Origin of the sequence: Paenibacillus sp. NPDC058367, from assembly GCF_042723305.1 — a bacterium.
Taxonomy (GTDB): domain Bacteria; phylum Bacillota; class Bacilli; order Paenibacillales; family Paenibacillaceae; genus Paenibacillus_AQ.
Map to the genome: position 1 here is coordinate 1,729,143 of NZ_JBHXIZ010000001.1, position 20,954 is coordinate 1,750,096.

General features: G+C 43.4%; 9 protein-coding genes and 1 pseudogene. 2 read left to right on the top strand and 8 right to left on the bottom strand.

Annotated elements, in window-relative coordinates; translation table 11 throughout:
- Nucleotides 1–400: 400 nt before the first annotated feature.
- Nucleotides 401–4,858: a glycoside hydrolase family 10 protein gene (locus tag ACFWMP_RS07500; protein ID WP_379422826.1), complete on the bottom strand. Its 4,458-nt coding sequence runs from the start codon at nucleotides 4,856–4,858 to the stop codon at nucleotides 401–403.
- A 516-nt stretch (nucleotides 4,859–5,374) separates the two neighbouring features.
- Between ACFWMP_RS07500 and ACFWMP_RS07505 the strand changes: the two genes are divergently transcribed.
- Nucleotides 5,375–8,029, top strand: a complete 2,655-nt coding sequence (locus ACFWMP_RS07505; RefSeq protein ID WP_379423546.1) for a cation-translocating P-type ATPase — start codon at nucleotides 5,375–5,377, stop codon at nucleotides 8,027–8,029.
- 118 nt (nucleotides 8,030–8,147) lie between these two features.
- Here the strand turns inward: ACFWMP_RS07505 and ACFWMP_RS07510 are convergent, their stop codons facing one another.
- A complete protein-coding gene (locus ACFWMP_RS07510; RefSeq protein WP_379422829.1) occupies nucleotides 8,148–8,594 on the bottom strand; it encodes a V4R domain-containing protein in 447 nt (148 codons plus the stop codon).
- A gap of 334 nt (nucleotides 8,595–8,928) precedes the next feature.
- On the opposite strand from ACFWMP_RS07510, the gene ACFWMP_RS07515 reads away from it, so the two are divergent.
- Complete coding sequence (locus tag ACFWMP_RS07515) at nucleotides 8,929–10,860, top strand: ATP-dependent DNA helicase (RefSeq protein WP_379422831.1); 1,932 nt, start codon at nucleotides 8,929–8,931, stop codon at nucleotides 10,858–10,860.
- A gap of 203 nt (nucleotides 10,861–11,063) precedes the next feature.
- Here the strand turns inward: ACFWMP_RS07515 and ACFWMP_RS07520 are convergent, their stop codons facing one another.
- The 6 genes and pseudogenes from ACFWMP_RS07520 to ACFWMP_RS07545 form a co-directional block, all read right to left on the bottom strand.
- Entirely contained in the window at nucleotides 11,064–12,245 is a 1,182-nt protein-coding gene (locus tag ACFWMP_RS07520) for a sensor histidine kinase (RefSeq protein WP_339245979.1), read from the bottom strand.
- Between the two features lie 567 nt (nucleotides 12,246–12,812).
- Nucleotides 12,813–13,070 (bottom strand): annotated as a pseudogene (locus tag ACFWMP_RS07525) (MFS transporter); the annotation flags it as partial.
- Nucleotides 13,071–13,331: 261 nt separating this feature from the next.
- The gene (locus ACFWMP_RS07530) at nucleotides 13,332–14,312 is read right to left on the bottom strand and encodes an ROK family protein (protein ID WP_379423548.1); all 981 of its coding nucleotides are present in this window, start codon (nucleotides 14,310–14,312) and stop codon (nucleotides 13,332–13,334) included.
- 272 nt (nucleotides 14,313–14,584) lie between these two features.
- Nucleotides 14,585–18,388: a GH32 C-terminal domain-containing protein gene (locus ACFWMP_RS07535; protein ID WP_379422834.1), complete on the bottom strand. Its 3,804-nt coding sequence runs from the start codon at nucleotides 18,386–18,388 to the stop codon at nucleotides 14,585–14,587.
- A gap of 87 nt (nucleotides 18,389–18,475) precedes the next feature.
- Nucleotides 18,476–19,369 (bottom strand): ROK family protein, encoded by an 894-nt coding sequence (locus ACFWMP_RS07540; protein ID WP_379422836.1) that lies wholly within the window; start codon nucleotides 19,367–19,369, stop codon nucleotides 18,476–18,478.
- Nucleotides 19,370–19,390: 21 nt separating this feature from the next.
- The gene (locus ACFWMP_RS07545; RefSeq protein ID WP_076284361.1) at nucleotides 19,391–20,872 is read right to left on the bottom strand and encodes a glycoside hydrolase family 32 protein; all 1,482 of its coding nucleotides are present in this window, start codon (nucleotides 20,870–20,872) and stop codon (nucleotides 19,391–19,393) included.
- Nucleotides 20,873–20,954: the final 82 nt, after the last annotated feature.

Below are 20,954 nucleotides of genomic sequence, written 5' to 3' on the forward strand. Positions count from 1 at the left end.
CAGCCGTTATATGAGCAGATTATACGGAATTTCTCCCTATATATTGGTCAATTTCAATAAAACACACCGAGTTCAGCTGAATTATAGGGAGGATTTCCCTATAATCTCTCCACATGAGCTTTTAATGTAGAATTATAGGGAGGATTTCCCCATAATTCTATAGGTTTGACCCTGAAGCGAGGAACAAAAAGCAACTCCTATAAAGAAGCCAATAAACACGTGCTCCGGCACTCCTTTCGTGCACCCCTTGAACTCATTTCTGGCATAGCCCATATCCGTTGTGTCCTATACAAAACAAGAACAGCGATTCTCCATGGATGGGAGAATCGCTGTTTTCTGTCGTTACGTTTTTTTTGATATTTCTTGTAACCGCCTATAAAGACTTTCTCTCCAAGCTAGCCTACAGCTTCCAGATGCGGTACAAGATAACTGCTGCTTCAGCACGGGTAAGCGTGTCGTTAGGCGCAATTCTATCGTTCTTTCCGTTCACAACTCCGAATTTGACCAACAATAATGCGCTGTCTTTCGCATAGCTGGAGATGCTTGCTTCATCCAGATAAGCATTTAAAGTTCCACTCGCCTTGATTTGCTTACCGGATGCCGCTAGCGCACGCGCAGTCAGCACCATCATATCTTGGCGAGAGACTTCAATGTTTGGTCGGAACGTATCATCTTCAAAGCCTGTGGCAATTCCCAGTTCCTTCGCGATGACCAGTTCATCATAATAATAGTCCGTCTTTTGGACATCGCTGAACAATGCTGCACTTTTGCCCGTTCCCTTCAGTTCAAGCGCTCTCACGAGAAGAGCAATGAAATCCGCTCGCTTCATAGAATCTGCAGGTGAGAAGCTATTCACGCTCGTTCCTTGGATGACATCGCGAGCAGCCATAACATCTATGGCTTGTTTTGCCCAAGATACGTTCTGCAGGTCTCCGAAGTTTTTCTTTACAAAGGTTACTGCATAAATGCTGAAGTGGGTCGTTTGAAATACAACCGTTTGGGTTGCAGCATCATATCGACCGTTCGGAACCGGTACTACGTTGCCCTTATCATCGATGTACCAAACAACGATTAAATCCGGATTACTTAGTTCCTCCGCTGTCGGTGTATACGGAATGGATACCGTGACAGGAGCGTTAGGGTTATTCCATGGAATGACTTTATCGCCTGATACTACGCTTAGATCAATAACCGGATGGCTGCCGATCAAATTGCGGGTAGCTGCACTCAGGCTGTCCGCTGAGACTTTACTTATGCGTATGGACACTTGCTCAGCATGGTCTGTTAAGTCGGGCAGCATATTGCTTGGAATTTGGATTGTAGCATTTTCCGTCTTAAGCAATAGTTCAAAGTTTTCTTTCCCCATCAAGCTTTGGGTTGGCAATTGTATATCATACACTTTCGCATCCGTTTGCTTTGGTACTTCGATCACGATTTGTTTCTTGCCGTTTGCCGCTGCTGTAGCTTGTTCAAGCGCCTTTTTCAAGTTGTCGCTGGAGATCGTGCCTATGGCACGCCCGTTATCGGATTTCACCTCCAGTGTAATCGTAACAACACCATCTTTGTTTGCAATGGCTACAGGCTGTGGAGTTGTTACTGCACTACCAGTGTTGCTACTACCAGTTGGTTCATTGGTTGGTGTTGGTGTTGGTGTTGGTGTTGGTTCCGTATCAGTTGACTTCCCCTTGAGGGTAAGTACACCGTAAACAGATGTGTCCATATATCCAGTACCGGTTGTATCGTTCCAAGCCGCAACACTTTGACGTGAGCCGTCTTTAGCATCATTGATCTGTACATCGAAACCAAGCTTTGTATCGTCATCTGGAGTTATCCCATGAAGCGGAATCTTCACTTCAACCGTGTAGTTTGTTCCGGAAATGTGAGTCGCCGACTCGAAACCAGCTGCGATGCTTGTTGGATTAAATGAAGTCTCGTTGTCAAAATTGACTCTGTACTGCCCATCATCCTCTTGATAGAACGTTGTTTTCCCATTGTTTTGGTCCACGAAGATTTCAACCGAATCCTGTTCATGTGCGTTCACACTGCTCTTATCAAGCTGCGTATCGCTAACCTGGATCAGGACATAAAGATTTTGATCATCCCAGAGTGCTTTTGCCACTCCGCTCGCTCCCTGCCAAGCTGTTTGATAACGGTTGATCGGCATTTCAGCGGTCTGGCTCCAGATCTCATCAACCGTTCCATCAATGACAGGTGCAGCGAATTTGGCGGTCGAATGATTGGCTTCAACCTTTTCAGGATCATGCTCTTCAATGAAGGTATCAGGATCGATAACGCCATAGTATGCTGGCTTGGCTTGCAAGTTCTTATCGAACAGCAGTGGATTGGAAGAAGCTCTCCAGCTCGTGTTATCATCCATACCCCAGAAGGTAACGCGTTTGATATGCTCATCGTTAGCTCTGAAGATATTTAACAACTGCGCATACAGATAACCTTGCGCATTAGCGAGCTTCTCAGAAAGCTGATAGTTGCTTCCAGCCTGAATATCCAGCTCGGTAACGCTAACTTCGACACCCAAGGAAATAAACTTCTCCAAGGACCGCTCCACATTTTCCGGGTTTGTATTGATGCTGTAATGTGCTTGCATGCCGACACCATCAATAAGCAATTTACCAGGGTGAGTGAGCGCATATTTATCATTAATTTCTTTGACCATACTGTAAATGGCCTGCGCTTTATTCTGATTATCTTCGTTATAATCATTGTAATAGAGTTTAATATTCCAATCAGGATTCGCGTCTAGAACTTCTCTTGCCGCCAGGAATGCCTGCTCTACGTAGTCTGCGCCGATAGCACTCTTCCATGGGGCGGATCGCAGTGCAGTTTTCCAATCCGTTGGGTTAGACGGGTTATCACTCATCGCCTCATTGACAACATCCCAGGAGATCACCTTATCGCCAAAATGCTCCATAACGGTTTTGATATGAGTCCTCATATTATCTAGAGCCTCATCCCGGCCCAAGGGGATCGTGTTGTTGTCTGCATCTGATGTTGTATTCATCCATGCTGGTGATTGCTGATGCCATACCAATACATGGCCATGCATCTGCATTCCCTCATGCAACACTTTATCTACAAGCTCATCCGCACCAGTGAACGTGAAGTTGCCCTTTGTAGGCTGCAACGCATCCGGCTTCATGGCATTACCTGCCGTAGCGACATTATGATGCATTTTCAGAAGATCAAGTCTTACGCCTTCCAAATCCTCCGCAGATATTGCGTTTCCGATCAAAAAATGATCTTCATAAGCATCTTTAATCGGAATCAGATCCTTTTGAATACCAACCGGACCCGATCTTGTTTTTTCAAAGCTGATGTCGTCGATATAAAAAGATGCAGTACTGTTACTTGAGCTTTCCACATAAATGGTCAAATACTCGCTGCTTACATTGTTATAGCGGTATGTGCCTTCGAACTGAACCCAGCCATCGTTTGCGCTGATGGTTTTAGGTGCGAGTTGTACATAATTGGCGCTGCTTCCATTGCCAACCTGGGTAGACAGCTGAAGCTGGGAGCTTGCAGGCTGGATCAGCTTGACCCATAACGAAATTTTATATTCGTAGCCCTTGTCCACATATTTCTCCACACGTAATGAAGGCCCATGCCAAGTACTCGTTCTGCCCTCTACTTTTAAAGCGTATGAACCGTTATCCGTATGATTCTCATCATCGGTAATAGTAAGCGTCTCGCTACCTGCTCTGCCTTCAAAACCACCTGCTTTTTGATCCTCAAAATTAACCGTGGTAAAAGGCAACGCTGGATCTCTGGGTGGTTCTGGTGTTGGTAATGGTGTCGGCTCTGCTGTCACCTTTTCTGTAACCAACACATCGCCGATATAGAACGGAACGGCTTTCCCTATCGCGTTCGATTGGACGCGAAGTTTCGTATCTTTACTCGTATCTACGATGAATTCTTTCGTCAAAGTGATCCCTTTGCCAGCTTCATAATCCCCACTTGCCAAAAGGGCATAACTGCCTATCGCTTGTATATAAGCTTGTGCACCGCTAGGTACAGTCACATCAGGATCAACGTACACTGTTGCGGTCACCGTGTAGGTTTTACCATTTTTCAGGCCTATGTCGCTAAATGTAAAATCAGCCGCGTCCCAATCATTTGTTCTATCGCTAACATATAAAGCGGCACCATCAGCATTACCAGCAAAAACCTTACCGGTGACAGCTGTTAGATTAGCACTACCTGATTGTGTAGCTAAACCCTTGCCACTCACAAAAGATTCGTGATAAATTTCTTTATCCGTTTCTGTTACCGCTTTTTTTGCCGTGATGAGGACGTCCCCAATGTAAAACGGAACGGCTTTACCAATCTCGTCCGACAGAATACGTAGCGTCGTATCTTTACTCATATTCACAGTGAATTCTTTAGTCAAGGTGATCGCTTTACCTGCTTCATAATTTACACTTGCCAAAAGACCATAGCTGCTTATGGTTTGGAGATAAGCTTGTGCGCCGCTAGGTACAGTCACATCAGCGTCAACATAAACGGATGCAGTCACCATGTAGGTTTTACCGTTTTCTAGGCCCATGTCACTAAATTTGAAATCAACCGCGTCATAGTTATTTGTTCTGTTGCTTACATATAAAGCCGCTCCGTCAGCATTGCCAGCAAATGCTTTATCGGTGACAGGCGTAAGACTAGCACTGCCTGATTGTGAAGCTAGACCCTTGCCACTCACAAAATTCTCGTGATATACCATTACTGAGTCTGATGGTACTGTCGCATCGGGTGCTGCAGCTTCCGTAATCGGAGCCAGCCAGCTAGACGGAATAAGCAAAGCAGCTGCGAGTAAGATCGAGATGACTTGTTTGAACATTCTACTCATTTGTTGCATTCCTCCTCCAGTGATTTTAAAATGAGATATCCTCCTGATACTTAGGCGTAGCCAATGTCTTTAACTTTAGAGATTCACCCCCATTTGTAACCGCTTACATATGTGCTTACACCATTTTACAACTCCGACACAATTGACAACTATACTAATACTAAAGGTGTTACCCCCCATAATCATAGGAAAACACACGAAAGATCCAGAAATTCCCTATGTCTTCCCATGTATAAAGACTTCTTCATAGGTAATCCAATACTATTCATTAAAAAGATTTCACAAGATGGACGATTACGAATGATCTTTTTTTAGATATGCGCATACTAAGCTCCATATTTTGAAACTTGCGCCAAGTTGAATCGTAAGTTTGAAGATAGGTCCTGAAGTCTACTGATTTGACGAACTGATATACCATACTTGTGTAGAACACGCAGTTATGTGCACTTATGCAGTAAATCGAAGCTTATGAGACCTAAAAAAAAGACACAGCACAGCGGAGAGGAGCTATCATTAGTGGAGTATTACCGCAAGAATGTAACAGACAGTTTACAGGAAGTGCAGAGTACAACTAACGGGCTTACGTCGACAGAAGTCGACAAACGACTGGAACGTGATGGTTACAATGAATTAAAAGGAAAGAAAAAAGATCCCCTCTGGAAGCTTTTTCTTGAAAATTTCAAGGACCCTATGGTGGTCGTACTACTTATTGCGGCCATTGTCCAGATTGTTATGGGTCAAGTTATGGAGTCGCTTATCATTTTCCTCGTGTTGATTCTCAATGCAGTTATAAGTGTCATCCAAACTCGTAAAGCGGAGAGTTCACTTGATGCCCTGCAGCAGATGTCGGCACCCGAGGCTAAAGTGTTGCGGGATGGAGCCTTAAAAACCGTCCCTGCCAGAGAGCTTGTTCGCGGTGACATCGTATTACTGGAGGCTGGAGATTTCGTACCTGCCGACGGCCGTATCATAGAATCGGGAAGCTTGAAGATCAATGAAGGCATGCTGACCGGAGAATCCGAAGCTGTAGAGAAGCATACGGATACCATCGCGAAGGAATCTCCACTCGGAGACCGTCGTAATATGGCGTTTAGCGGTTCTTTGGTTGTATATGGCCGTGGAACTCTTGTAGTAACAGGAACTGCACTGACAACCGAAATCGGCAAAATCGCTGAACTCATTGAGAGCGCCGAAGCCAAGCAGACGCCACTACAGCGTAAGCTCGAAACCTTTAGCAAACAGCTGGGTGTAGCGATTATCGTGCTGTCCGTTTTGATCTTTGCCATCCAAGCCGGACGTGTTTGGCTGTCGAATGATACAGTGGATACCACGGAAGCCATTCTGAATGCCCTAATGTTTGCAGTCGCTGTGGCAGTCGCCGCTATTCCTGAAGCTCTATCCTCGATCGTAACGATTGTCTTATCCGTAGGTACGAATAAAATGGCTAAGCAACATGCGATTATTCGTAAGCTGCCAGCCGTCGAAGCACTTGGATCAACCAGTGTCATCTGTACGGACAAAACCGGTACTCTGACCCAAAATAAAATGACAGTTGTAGATTACTTTTTACCGGAAGGTGATCGTGATCAATTCAATCAAGAGCCCGAAGAATGGTCTGAGGAAGCCCGGCGCCTCCTACACATTGCCGTGCTTTGTAACGACTCTAACATTAATGAAGATGGTAAAGAACTAGGCGATCCAACTGAGGTGGCACTTATTGCCTTCAGTAACAGCATGAATAAAGATTACAAGGAAATACGCGATAATTTCCCTCGTGAAGCCGAACTTCCTTTTGACTCGGATCGCAAGCTAATGACGACCTTACACACTTTTAACGGACAAAAAGCAATGATTACTAAAGGCGGACCAGATGTACTCTTTAGTCTTTGTACGCATGTACTACTAAGTGGACAAGAAGTGCCGATGACACCGGAAGTTCTTGATCGTTTCATTGAAGCCAATGAGGAATTCTCCAGCAGAGCACTACGTGTACTTGCCTATGCCTACAAAACTGTACCAAATACAGTCACTGAAGTGGGTCTTGAGGATGAACAAAATCTGGTGCTCGTAGGCTTGACAGCTATGATTGATCCCCCTCGGGAAGCTGTCTATGGCGCGATCGCAGAATCCAAGAAGGCTGGAATTCGGACCATCATGATTACTGGTGATCATAAGACAACCGCACAAGCGATCGGACGCGATATCGGTCTTATGACCGAAAAAGAAATTGCCGTAACCGGTCAAGAGCTTGATGCCATGTCCGATGAAGAATTGGATAATAAGCTTGAGCAGATTGGTGTGTACGCCCGAGTCTCCCCGGAGAATAAGATCAGAATTGTCCGGGCGTGGCAACGAAAAGGCAAAATCACAGCCATGACCGGTGATGGCGTAAATGACGCGCCTGCCTTGAAGCAAGCAGATATCGGTGTTGCTATGGGTAGTGGAACCGATGTTGCTAAAGATGCGGCTGCCATGATTTTGACTGATGATAATTTTGTATCCATTGTGAATGCTGTGTCTGTAGGCAGAACGGTATTCGACAATATCAAAAAAGCGATCGCCTATTTATTTTCAGGCAACCTGGGTGCGATTATCGCTATTCTGTTTGCCCTGATCTTCGACTGGATTAATCCCTTCACAGCGATTCAGCTTCTATTTATCAATCTGGCGAATGATTCACTGCCCGCCATTGCCCTTGGTATGGAGAAACCTGAACCTAACGTGATGAATAGAAATCCAAGGGAACTGAAGGAAGGTATATTTGCCGGAGGAATGATGCAGGCTATTATTACCCGTGGTCTACTTATAGGTATAGCCGTAATTATATCCCTGTATATCGGACTCCAGCATTCCCCTGATATGGGCGTGGCTATGGCATTTACAACCCTGATCCTGTCTCGTACACTTCAGACCTTTGCCGCTCGCTCGAACAGTCAAACAGCTATTGAAGCTGGGTTTTTCAGCAACAAATACGTCATCGGAGCCGTTTTGGTCTGCTTTGCCTTTTACGGGATTGCGGTTCTGCCAGGAGTTAGAGAAATCTTCTCGATTCCGGCTTCATTCGGAATGTCCGATTGGCTGATTGCAAGCGGGCTGGCACTCGGCGCCGTCATCCTAATGGAATTGACGAAGGTTATTCGTAGAGCGTTTACTCCTAAATCAGCTTCTTAATCACAATTGAACAAAAAGAAAAAACAGCGATTCTCCGAGAATGGAGAATCGCTGTTCTTCTGTCATTTACAGATCTGATTCAAACATCCGTATTATGATCAAAATATCACGTAAATTTTTAATATTTGACTATGTATTCACAACATTCATCCCCATGAACATTACATTTCACTTCCCGGACGGAAACTCGTTTCCCACGTATTTTGCTAAGTGCTCCTTCGATAATGGCCCCCTCTAGATCACATACCATTTTCCCTTCCATAATAGGTAACCCTTCGCAGAAACAATCGTGTACTGCAATTGACATTCCCTTGTCATCTTCATGGGTTATTATTGGGATCCCTATCTTCATTTGTTCGAATAACCCGAATAGTTCATTAACGGAGGTAACACCAAACTCTTCCCCAATTTTTCTTCCTATGGTCAAAGTTGTGCCCTTACCATTCATGGGTAACGCTTGGTATAATCCAATAAGTCTAATCGTTCTGAAAAGCTCTAAGGGTACAACATCACCCAAATTTTCTCTCTTTATTTTTTTCATATCTGTAAAAGTAAACTGATCCATGCCCGTAGCCTCCAAATTCTTATGTAATTTATATTTCAAATTTAATTGATATATTGAGTATAAACGTATCCAATAAATGCTTTGTGATCCTACGCACTTCCTATCTCTTATGATTGGAAGAACAAGGGTTAAAAATCATTATTTTATATTCTGACACTTGACTGTTAGCGCTTCATCTACGATAATTACAACCTCACCCAAAAAACTGGGACTGGAAGAAAATTGATAATGAAAAGGGGCGGTCGTTATTAGCTGGTTAAGTGATCTATATAAATTACAGAAGCGGGAGCTAAAAAAGGACATCGAACCCTCTTTAGTCAATGCCATCTTTCGGATGTATGATAGATTTCCCAGGATTGGACTTAAAGAGCGGATCGGCCAGCAAGATATGTCTCTGGATATCGCTGATGCTTATATTAATGGTAGAAACGCAATGATTGAAGCTGGAGTCGGCATCGGTAAGTCCTTTGCATACCTCATACCCAGCCTGCTCATCAACCAAGTCTCAAGGCAACCGATCATTATTGCAACATCCTCCATACAACTTTCAGAACAGATCCATAAAGATCTGAGATTCATCGGAAGCCGGCTCGGATTTACTTCGGTTCGCTCCGTAGTCGGAAAAGGTATGGGGCAATATGCTTGCCGATACAGGGCAACAGACCTGTTACAACCTGATGATTCAAGCTCTCCTCTATCTACGCTTGCCCAGCGTATTGTGAATTATGACATTGATGAGAGAGCAGATATTAAGGGCGGAGTTAGTGATGCAGTATGGTCTAATGTTTGTGTGAATGATTGTAAATTTGAACGATGCCATTATAAAAGCACATGTTCATTTTACGAGATGAGAGCGAAGATTAACGCCGACGCCAGCGACATGGATTTTATTATCGTCAACCAGGACCTGCTCATCCGTGATTTGATCAAGAAAAAAGAAGGAACGAAGGGATTAATCGCTGAACGGCCAGCTCTGATCGTAATTGATGAAGCTCATAATCTGGAAGCAAAGGTTAGAGATGCTAGAACGCTCGAGTTTACATACCGGGGAACCTGCCATATTCTGGATGACACCTTACAGATTCTCTTCAAGCAATCCGCAGATAACGGCCTTTTGCCGCAATTTAAATTTTTAAAAAGATGCGTGGCTCATATTTTCAAACAGGTAGAAGCGGATTTGCTGCAAACAGCCAAGCAGGATAATGACCGGATAAAAGTGTCGGAGATCACAGGGATTCCGTTAAAGCGGGGGGCTCAGGTTTTGAAAGAGTTTAGTCTCAGCTTATCCGTCTTAACTTCCAAGCATGAGCGAGAGATCGATAATCTTTTTGAAGCTATAAACGGACTTATAGATCTCTTTGATGTACTCGCCGGAGTCCAGGATAACTACCTGATTTGGGGAAGCAATACCCAGCGTGAGGCCACTATTAGTATCTGTCCTAAAGGCATAAGCCAGTTCCTAAGATATAGCTTATTTAACGGGAAAACATCTGTTATTTTAACGTCAGCAACCATGTGCCAAACCGGAGAAACACTAGAGGAACAATATGCATATCTGACGCAGTCGCTCGGTTACAAGGGAGATTATATGGAGCGCCAGGCTTCGCCGTTTGATTATGACAACCACACCATGCTGTATATTGCTAAGGATATCCCTTACTACAACCATCAGAACAAGGTAGGTTATCTTGAATCGGCATACAAGGAAATGCTGAGGCTCTGTAATTTAACGGACGGACGGACATTGGTTCTTTTTTCAGCGAAGGAAGATATGAAGTACATTCATAATAAGTTAAAATCCGAGAAGCTTGCATGGGCGGTGCATGTTCAAAGAGAAGGATCGTCTCAGGACGGGGTGATCGCTGAATTCCGTGGCAGTAAAGGCGTCCTTCTTAGTACCGGTGTATTCTGGGAAGGCGTGAACATCGAAGGTTCTGATTTGTCGCAGTTAATTATTTTCCGTCTGCCCTTCCCTGTTCCTTCCGATCCTGTCTATGAATATAAGGCATCTTTGGCGAAGGATCCCTTAAATGACGTTTTTGTACCGGACATGCTGCTTCGGTTAAGACAAGGAACCGGGCGATTGATCCGTAGTGAGACTGACCTTGGTGTACTCAGCATACTTGATTCCCGTCTGTCTGCTGCTGCGAAAAAGGATTACCGGGATAAGGCGCTGGAATCTTTACCATTTAAAAAGGTTACCGAGGATTTTAGAGTGCTGGAGAAGTTTGTAAAAGAAAAAGAGATACAACTTAGCGTTAAGTAGAATAGGCTGTACCGTCCTCTAAGGAACGCGTATTTTTGAATAGCGATACTGTGTATCGTTTGGATGATCCTTTTCAGCATGAAAAATAATAAACAAGCCTGATAAGCTTCTGTGCCAGGCTTGTTTATTTTTGCTGTAACAGCTCTCCGAAGCTGATGATCCATTTATCATCCTTCATTCAATCATTCAAATTGTTCGTAGCCTCAAATGTGATAATCATTTACCCAAGGCAAAATAACCATCACGCTAGTACCTACCTGAACTTCTGAGTCTACCTTAATTTGTCCCCCATACATTTCTATTAATTGTTTACAAATTGATAATCCAATTCCTGTCCCTTTTTGCTTGGTTGTAAAGAAAGGGTCAAATATTCGATTTAGTTTATCCAGTGGAATTCCTTCTCCATTGTCTTTAAAAATAAGGATAATTTCGTTAGTCTCATTAGCGGTGCTAACTGTAATGTCTATTCTGCCTCTAAACGCTGTGAATGAATCGATACTATTTTTTAAAATGTTAAGGATTACCTGTTCTAGTTGAGAGGCGTTTCCATACGTCATTACTTTCTCTAGAGAATACTCCACGGAAAGAATAATATCATCACTAAGTATGAGTTGATTCACGATGTTATTAACTCTATGTATAACCTCGATAACGTTATATACTACGCCGGTATTTTTCGAACTATCTCCTTTTCGAGCCAGTACTAGGAAGTCCGTTACTAATCCGTTCAGAGCATCAATCTCTTTGATGGTTATATCCAGATACGCACGCAATTCATCCGCCTTGATCACCGGTTCATATAGCCTGTTATTTACAAGCTGGGCAAATCCTTTAATCGAAGCAAGCGGATTCCGTATTTCATGTGCCATACCAGCTGCCATTTGTCCCATAACAGCTATTTTTTGTTCGTGCAAATTGTCAATCTGTTGATTTTTATTAGATAAATACCCCTTTGCAAAGCCCGTAAAACCGATCCAATTGCTTTCCATTAAACGATTATAAAAAAACAATCGAGTCGTAGAATCATCTTCCATCTCTTCAATGATCTTAAACATCATATTCTGAGCGATTAAGTTTAAATCCTTGCTCATTTCAAGTAAGATATCAAAATGATCACCGAATATTTCTGCAGTATAAATCCCTCGCTCCACCCCCTCTTTTTCTAGTAGGCTTAGGTATTGGTCGTAACCAAAGGAATCCAAGAACAGTGCCTCTATCATACTGATTAATATCGTGCTGAATGTTGAATCTAACAATTCCTTATGCGTCTCTACAAACCAGACGGATTCGATATTTTTCATAGTTATAGAATGGTAATGCCTATCTAAAATAATTGGAACAGCTAGGGTTAATGACGAACGTAATGCATTTGCTCTGTATGACATTTTCATCCTCCCTCTTTGTTGTTTTGTATTCAATATATATGTATATTTTCCTGCTTCAAAAGTAACAGTAAGTCACTATATTTCACAAAACCAATAGTTTTACTTAATTAATAATTATAAGCGCTATAAAAAATGCAACACCCCAAGCTATTCCGCCTGTAACGGAATGATTTGGGGTGTTGATTACTTGTATGATAAATCTATATAACCAAGGGGAGCTTGTTAGCCCCTACTTACCTTCAAAAGGCTAACCTTCCTCATTCTAGTATAACTATGCAATTGAAACGATAATGTCTTTGTACTATCAAAAAAGCATTTGATCCAGGATCAAATGCTTTTTACGTTGCTCCTTGATTATTCAAACAGATCATTCACGGAACGAATAGGCTTCACATCCATCGATTCCTTCGATGCGGCTAGATTCAAATACACTCCTACCCAGATGATTGCGCACAAAATGATATAAACCATCTCTTTATCCCCTCCCTTGTGTGGGTTTTATCAGCAATCTATTAATCGTCTCTGTACTCAAAAACATCAATGTTAGTGCGGCATCCACCGCTCCCGTGGAATGGCAAATACTATGAACCAGAGCATCGATGGAGCAATGGAAAATCCAAGTAGCGTAACCGCAGTAAGGAAACAACTGAACAATGTGATTCTACCCGTACCCAGACGCTCGACCATCCTGTTGCTGAACAGACTGGACACGATGGTCCCTCCCGCAATGATCATGGACACGATACCTGCCGAGCCGAGTAAAGAGTCAGGAAGTCCTAGACTGATAAAAGCCAGATATATAATAATCAAAAACCAGGTAGACAAGCATGCTTCCCCACGTGATAAAAATGATTCGTTGCACGCGTAAAGAAATACATTTACGCACTTAATAAATATACTTTATAAAGTCTATGTATGAAGTATGCGATATAAGTATTCCTTTGTCAAGCAACCCATTCACTGATCTGGAGCCGTATCATTAGTGTGCAGTGCATATCAGCAATTGGATCAATACTCATATTGATCACCTAAAAAAAAGAGGCTTGTCCCATAAGTCATTCATCTCATGACTTATGGGACAACCTCTTAATGGAGCTCGACCAAATCCGGCTCCAATGACTTCAATGTCAACCAGCGCAGGCCAGCCTCGAAGTCATCTTGAAATGTATTTTGCATAACAATCTGTGGATAAATGGGCATTGGATGTCGAAGCTGATAAGCTTCCCAAGCAGATGTCCAGGTTTCTAATTCCACCTTATCCTGATATATTACAATTTTGTCCGGAGCAAGAACAGCATTCAGGGTTTGGATAATCCGGCAGACAGTATCGATGAACGTGTCCTTGCCCATCTCGAGACTCCAGTCAGGCATGTCGGGCAGGAATTTTATTTCCCCTGACATGCCCTGATTACCTTTAAGGATCTTTCCATTCAGATAGATACCCATGCCAGGTGGGTACCTGTTTGGAAAGTAAAGACCAAGCAAGTACTGTTCCTCTTCCTCTCCCTGGTTCATGCAATATCCGCTGATAGCTGCATTAACGTCATTTTCAACCAAGATAGGCAACTCAAATTGTTGCTCAATCTCTTGAATCATCCGTGAGCCAGTCAGCTCATGGTGGCTGCTGACTTTAATTTCGCCGTTGACAACCTGTCCCGGAATGCCTATGCCAATAACCTTGATAGAAGGATACAAGGCTATAGAGCGTTCAATAATATCACAAAAAAATTGTCTTTCGAAGACTGGAATGATATGTTCATCCTTCGCCAGAATCTCGTTCTCCAAATTCACGACAGTGGCTGAAATCAGTACCTGTCCCTCTTTATCCTTCAGATAAATGACTAGCCCGAGGCTGAAGTTGTAATTGTAGCGATAAGTTTGTGCTGGTCTACCGCCGTTTGATGGTACAGTCAAGTCTTCGAAGAGCTCACCTAACTCGTGCAGCTCCTTGACTAATGAGTTTACTGTTACGACGCTCAGTTTGGTCAGTGCTGCCAGCTGGGGTTTGGTAGCTGTATTTATACGTTTCATCACTTGACGAACGTTGTTGAGGTTAATTTCCTTCATTAAGTTGGCGTTTGCTGTTCTCATAAGCCCCCCTGCTCGATGAACGTAGGGATCAATTCATCAGGTATTCCTTTTAAGTAGATTGTACCTTAATGTCGTCTAGTTTTCATCTTCGTATCTTAATACGATAGTGAAATATTAAATCTTGGGGTCCATCAAACTGAATTGCAAAGAATTGAACCTGGCTCGGATTAACAATAAGGACCTTTAATTATTAAGAAGTAGAGCCGCCAAATCTTAGCCGCTCTTCCATTAGTTCCATCATTCTCATCTTAATTCGTAATTACCCATTTTTGCCGATCAAGAGTAGGATCAAATTCGCTTAAAGACAATGTTGTTCCATCCGCTGATACTTCCAGCGCTTTCCTATGATGAGCAGAAATAATGCTTAGAGTACCATCATCATTCTTGTGAAGAATCCAACGCTGATTGTTATATCCGAGATAATGGTATAACTGAATTTTATTTTGCCCTGTGTCGAGATCAAGCGCCTGACCGGCTGTTGTACGAATGGAATAGGAACCTGCATCATCCCCCGTCGGCACGATTACCCATTTCTGATCCATAGAAACATTCGCATCCTTCAGGGTAACAGCTTCACCATTTGCAAGATTTGCTGTATAGAGAGATTTCTGTAGTTTTGCATTTACTAGACTAGATGTGGTTAAGTTGGCAGGTGTTTCTCCGCTCACGTTAACGTTTTGATATGAAGCATATCCGCCAAATACATGTAGTCCAAAGCGACCTTCTGCAAATGTGCCGTCCTGGAGGTCGATCACTTTCTGCCCATCCACATAAACTACAATATGCGAGCCCTTCGCTTCGATTTTTACTTTATAGGTTTGACCCGGCTGAATGAACATCGGAACTTTCGCCAGTATTTGACGCTCTTCAAAACGGCCTTCGATTTTATAAAAGAGACGTACGGACTTCATATTCGGATCCAGATTTAAGTAGTATCCGCTGCGTCCATCTTCGCTGGCGCGGAACAACATAGAGCCTGCTCCCCCGGATTTCCCTAATATCATATCTGCTTCATAAGTAAAGTCTCCAGCCTGCTTCGCTGCGATATAATTCGCGTCACTCAAGTAATTTCCACGAATCCCATTTTCACTAATGACCCAAGAGGCTGCAGAAAGATCTTTAGTCCATCCACCTAAGTTCGTATGAAATTCACCATCAGTTACCTTAACTAAAACGCTTATTGATGTCTTCCCATTTGGAGTAGAGACAGTAATGATAGACTCGCCTTCTTTTTTTCCTACAATGGTTGCCTGTGAGCTATTTTCTACGTTTAGTTCAACTACATCCTTGTTACTGGAATTCCATTTCAGCGGCTGTGCACCATTACCTGTTCCATTCTCTACCATTGCCAAGAGTGTGTCGCTTTGCCCCTTGCTCAGTTCACGATCATTTGTATCCATCATTATCTTGGTAGCGGAATCGGACTCCTGATTCCATACAGATCCTAACTGATTCACTTTCAGAGATACGACCTTTACGTTGCCTCCATTGGTGTAAAAGCTCAAAGCTCTGCTGGCTGGATCCGGAAAAATGACATCAGAGAAAACGACTTTACCGTTGTTGCCAAAAACCTCAACAGAAGACTCGTCTACAAGGATACGCATCTTAATACGCCTATTCTCCGTTTGCATTGGCGCTTCATGTCTTGTACTAAATAAACTCGAAAAATCCGTCATACCAGATGCAGACCGATCCACAAAAATCTGACTCTCACTAGGTTTATATCCAACTACCGTTTTCTGACTTCCACCTACTCGAACGTTAAAACCAAATTCACTTACCTGACTGCCTGCAGGAATTTCTACTTCAGCTTCAATCTCGTATGCACCAGAAGTAACGCCTTTCAGTAGGTTCTGAGAAGAAGGACTCACCACTTTATTAGCTGTAAAATACAGCTGACTACGCAGCGATTCCAACTCTTTGATTGGGCTTTGAACGAGCTGAATCCCATCTTTAGTCGTTACTAATGAGACTTCCCTTGGGATTGACAGTACGCCCTTCCAATGGGTCGTTGGAAAAGCAAACGGATAGTCCCAGTTTGTCATCCAAGCCATCATTACGCTGCGATGATCTGGCATGTTCGAAAAAGACATCGAAGCGTAGAATTCTTTTCCAAAATCTGTTCGCAATACTTTCCTCGACGGATTATCATTAACGAATTTACCTTCCGCTGTTAAATGACCCACAAAATATTCAGCATCTGATCCGCCTGTTTTTGGATTCGCTCCTGTACTAATCATCAGAACCCATTTCTTCTGTGATGTTCCGTCTACCGAAAGCTGAAGTAAATCCGGACATTCCCATACACCGCCGCGAACATAGTCCCCGTATCCCCAACTATCTGTCAGGGTCCAATCAAGTAGATTCGTTGAAGTAAAGAAACGAATATGATCTCCACCGGATACAACCATTACCCACCTGTTATTGTCGTTATCACGAATCACTTTCGGATCACGGAAATCCCAACCTCCAGGCTCATCTCCATTATCTCCGGGATTTCCAATAACAATTGGACGTTCCTTGAAATACTCCCAAGTACGACCTTGGTCCTTGCTGTATGCAAGACCGATACGCTGATTCCCATTCGGGCCATCGGGATTATAGGAAGTGTAGTAGCCAATCAGCCCCTTACCTCCTGAATCCCCGAACAAGCCTGATGCATTCGTCAAATCTGCCACAGCCGATCCAGACCAGACATGTCCATGATCATTCCAGGGTAGCGCAATCGGAAGGCGCTTCCAGTTCAGCATATCTTTACTGACAGAATGTGCCCATGTGCCTCCGTCCTGATGGAATAGATGATATTCTCCTTCGAAATAGACCAGTCCATTCGGATCACTTGCAGAACCACGAATTGGCGTATAGTGATATTGAGGACGATATTTTTCATTATAATAACTGCTAGCATCCGTCACATAAGTATCCTGGAAGTAAGCCGTTCCTTGTTTAACGACGATTCCTGCATATCCATCGGTGTAGGTTTTATCTGTTAGATCGATTGCAGCCGGGGTGTATCCGTCTAGGAAGACCTGAATTCTGTTTCCACTTGCCTTTATCTCTACGTGATGTTTTGCTCCGGTCTGACTTGGATAGGTATGCTGTGAACTTGCAATGTCTGTTCCGTTAGCTTTCGTCAAGCTTACACGGACCTGATTTCCTTCCTTCGTAAGGGCAGCTTCATATCCCTTTGTTCCATCAGCCGATGAACGAAAGGCGAGCGCTGCAACAGAATCAGGACGAAGAGATATATTTCCTTCATATACAAAATCAGCAGCTTGTTTGTTATATATTTGCAGTGACTTACTCTGGTTTGCTACCATTCCTTTTTTGCCGCTGATATTAGGCTGCCATTGTCCTTGATTTGTAACCACAGCACCAAGATTTCCTTTCAGATCACTTACGATTATGTTTTGGAACAAAACAGAACCATCCCATACATTGAGTCCTAGCTTACCTGTACGATACGCGTTATCCTGAACCTCAATCACAGGTTTATATGCATTGTCCCAATATATTTTCAGCGATGAACCCTCTGCTTTCACCTTGAGATGATAGATTTCGCCTGCCTTGACTGTAACCTTCCGCTCCTCTTTTAATTTCCCTTCACCATCACTTGCGTCTCGTAAGCGGATCATACCTGCATTCGGAACAATTTGGAGCATGTAGGAACCCCAGCCATCTTCATTAGAACGGAACAATAAGGTCGCATCAGCTTGCATATCCTTGATCATGACGTCAGCTTCATAGATAAAATCCTCTGACACCGTTTCGGAGATTGCCATTACATTTTCTTTTGGATCGGAAGTCAGTAAGATTCCTTCAGGAGTATCCACCAAGTTACCTTTTCCTTTTATTTGCCAACCTGTCAAATTCGTATTTGTATTGGTTACGCTTTCAAAAATAGAAAGTCCCACCTTAGCTCGTTTGCTTACCTCCTGTTCAGCGAGCGCAGCCCATCCAGTCCCGGGATTTGCTACATAAATGCCTGCTGAAGTCATTACAAGTCCTGTTGCCATAAGAAAGCATATTGCGAATTTCCCTTTATTTTTCATCTTCTTTGCCCTCTTTTTCTATCATTAATATTGAAAAAAAAGAAGGAGGCCAATTCATTACTGCACTGACCTCCTCTATATATTCTTTTACAATTGAGCAGAAATCTGACTTTCCAGTGCTGTGAGTCCAAGAGCCAGAGCACCGCATAATCCCGCCTGTTGGCCTAACCCTGGTGGAACGATATACTCATCTATGTGTTCCAAAATAGTACTTGAGCTGACATAGCCGTTCAGGTTCTGAAGCACAGCCTGACGGATCAGTGGAAACAATTGTGACTGCTGCATAACACCACCACCCAGAATGATTTTCTGAGGAGAGTTAAGCAATATAGCACCCGTAATCGACTGTGCAATATAAAATGCTTCCATTTCCCATGCAAGATGATCCATAGGAAGTTCATGGCCCTTCTTCCCCCACCTTGCTTCAATAGCAGGACCTGCCGCCATCCCTTCTAGGCAGTCCCCATGATAGGGACATCCCCCTGGGAATACATCGTCAGGATGGCGTCTCGTAAGAACATGCCCCCCTTCAGGATGTACAAGACCATGAATGAGTTTACCTTCTGAATACACTCCCACACCAATACCCGTGCCAACTGTATAGTACAAACAGCTGGATAACCCTTGAGCAGCGCCCCATTTGGCTTCACCAAATGCCGCTGCATTGACATCCGTGTCCCATCCAAAAGGAACCGAAAAGTTTCTTTTCAAAGTGCCCAGCATATCGTAATTTCCCCACCCTGGCTTTGGTGTTGTAGTAACGTAACCATACGCCCTGCTATCTGTGTGAATATCAATCGGACCAAACGATCCAATTCCGATAGCTTCTACTTGCTTGCCTTGAAAATATTGAATAACTTTGGGCAACGTCACCTCAGGATGTTCTGTTGGGAAACTAATCTGATCTTCAATTTCCCCATTTTCATTCCCAATGCCACATATAAACTTCGTCCCGCCAGCTTCAATCGCTCCTATACGCATATACATGACTCCTCTCGTTGACTAATTCTTGTCTTGCTCAGCAGAGGGAGTAAGCTCATAGATATCCAGGGAAATCAGCAAGTCATTCTCATTTTCTGCAAACACAGCTATACCTTTAGATTCTAGTCCAGGGAATATAAGATCCGTAATCACTGCCTGACCACCATTACTGAACGCCTCAACTGAAGAGCGATCCACAAAAATACGGAGATCATTTGACTCATCAAGCGCTTCGAGCTTGGCTGAATGATGTCCTACGAAATGTTCGTGGAAATCATGCTGACCTGAAGCCATCCGATCTACATAAAGCTCCTCTGTCTCACCGTTAATACCGATTATTGTTTGGCTATCCGCACCTACTCTTACTTTGAAGCCTACAGATTTACCTCGAGTAAACTCAGCTATAATCTCATAAGATTCCAAGTGAATCTCCTTAAGAAGAGTATTGATTTCTTGCACCGTTGCCTCTTTCACAGAAAGGACTTGTACACGAGCAGATTCCAACTCTTGTACCGGCTTCTGCACAAGAAAGATCTCCCCTTGTCTTGATTCGAGTTGAAGTTCCCTTGCAATCGTCATCGCGCCGCGGAATTCTTCTGCCGGCGTCTTGTTAGCATACATCCAGTTGCTCATCCAGCCGATAAATAGTCGTCTTCCATCTTCAGCCGGTATATCGGACCAGCTTACACCTGCATAATTATCTCTTCCATAATCAATCCAGCGAACTTTTATCGAATCTTCATCTGGCGTGAACACTTCTCCATCAAAATCCCCTGTGAAATACTGAGTTCTTGACCCTTCCACAAAAGCGGGATCCGCACCGATGCTCACAAGCATCACCCATTTCGTGTTCGAATGATCGCCATCAATAGCAAGTGGGAACAAGTCTGGGCATTCCCATACCCCGTCATGAGAACCGATTCCGTTACCAAATTCGCTGGCATATGTCCAGTTAATTAGATCAGGAGAATGATATAAACACACCGTTTGACCACAAGCTACAATCATCACCCATTGATTCGTATCTTGATTCCAAAATACTTTGGGGTCACGGAAATCTATGAATGTATCATGTTCAAGTACCGGGTTTCCTTCATACTTCGTCCAGGTTCTTCCGTTATCTTTACTGTAGGCCAAGCTTTGACGCTGAATGGCTGGCTTGCCTTCTGGCATATCCAAATGATGCGTAAAAATCGCTACTAAACCTGGTTTACCTTCAAAAAATCCAGTCGTATTATTCCAGTCAACTACAGCACTGCCGGAAAAAATCATACCTAATTCATCTGGAGCGAGAGCGATAGGCAGTTCCTCCCATGTAACAAGATCCTTGCTGACCGCATGGCCCCAGTGCATAGCTCCCATGGTCATTCCACCCGGATGGTGCTGAAAGAACAAATGATATTCACCCTCAAAATAAACCATTCCGTTTGGATCATTCATCCACTTTTCCTTAGGGGAAAAATGATACACACCTCGGTAATTTTGTTTCGCAATCGTAGACATTATTGTTTTCTCCTTTACTCCCGTTCTAAAATCATCTCTCTTTATATAGATGAAGGTCGTGTATAGCAGTGTAACTGCATGG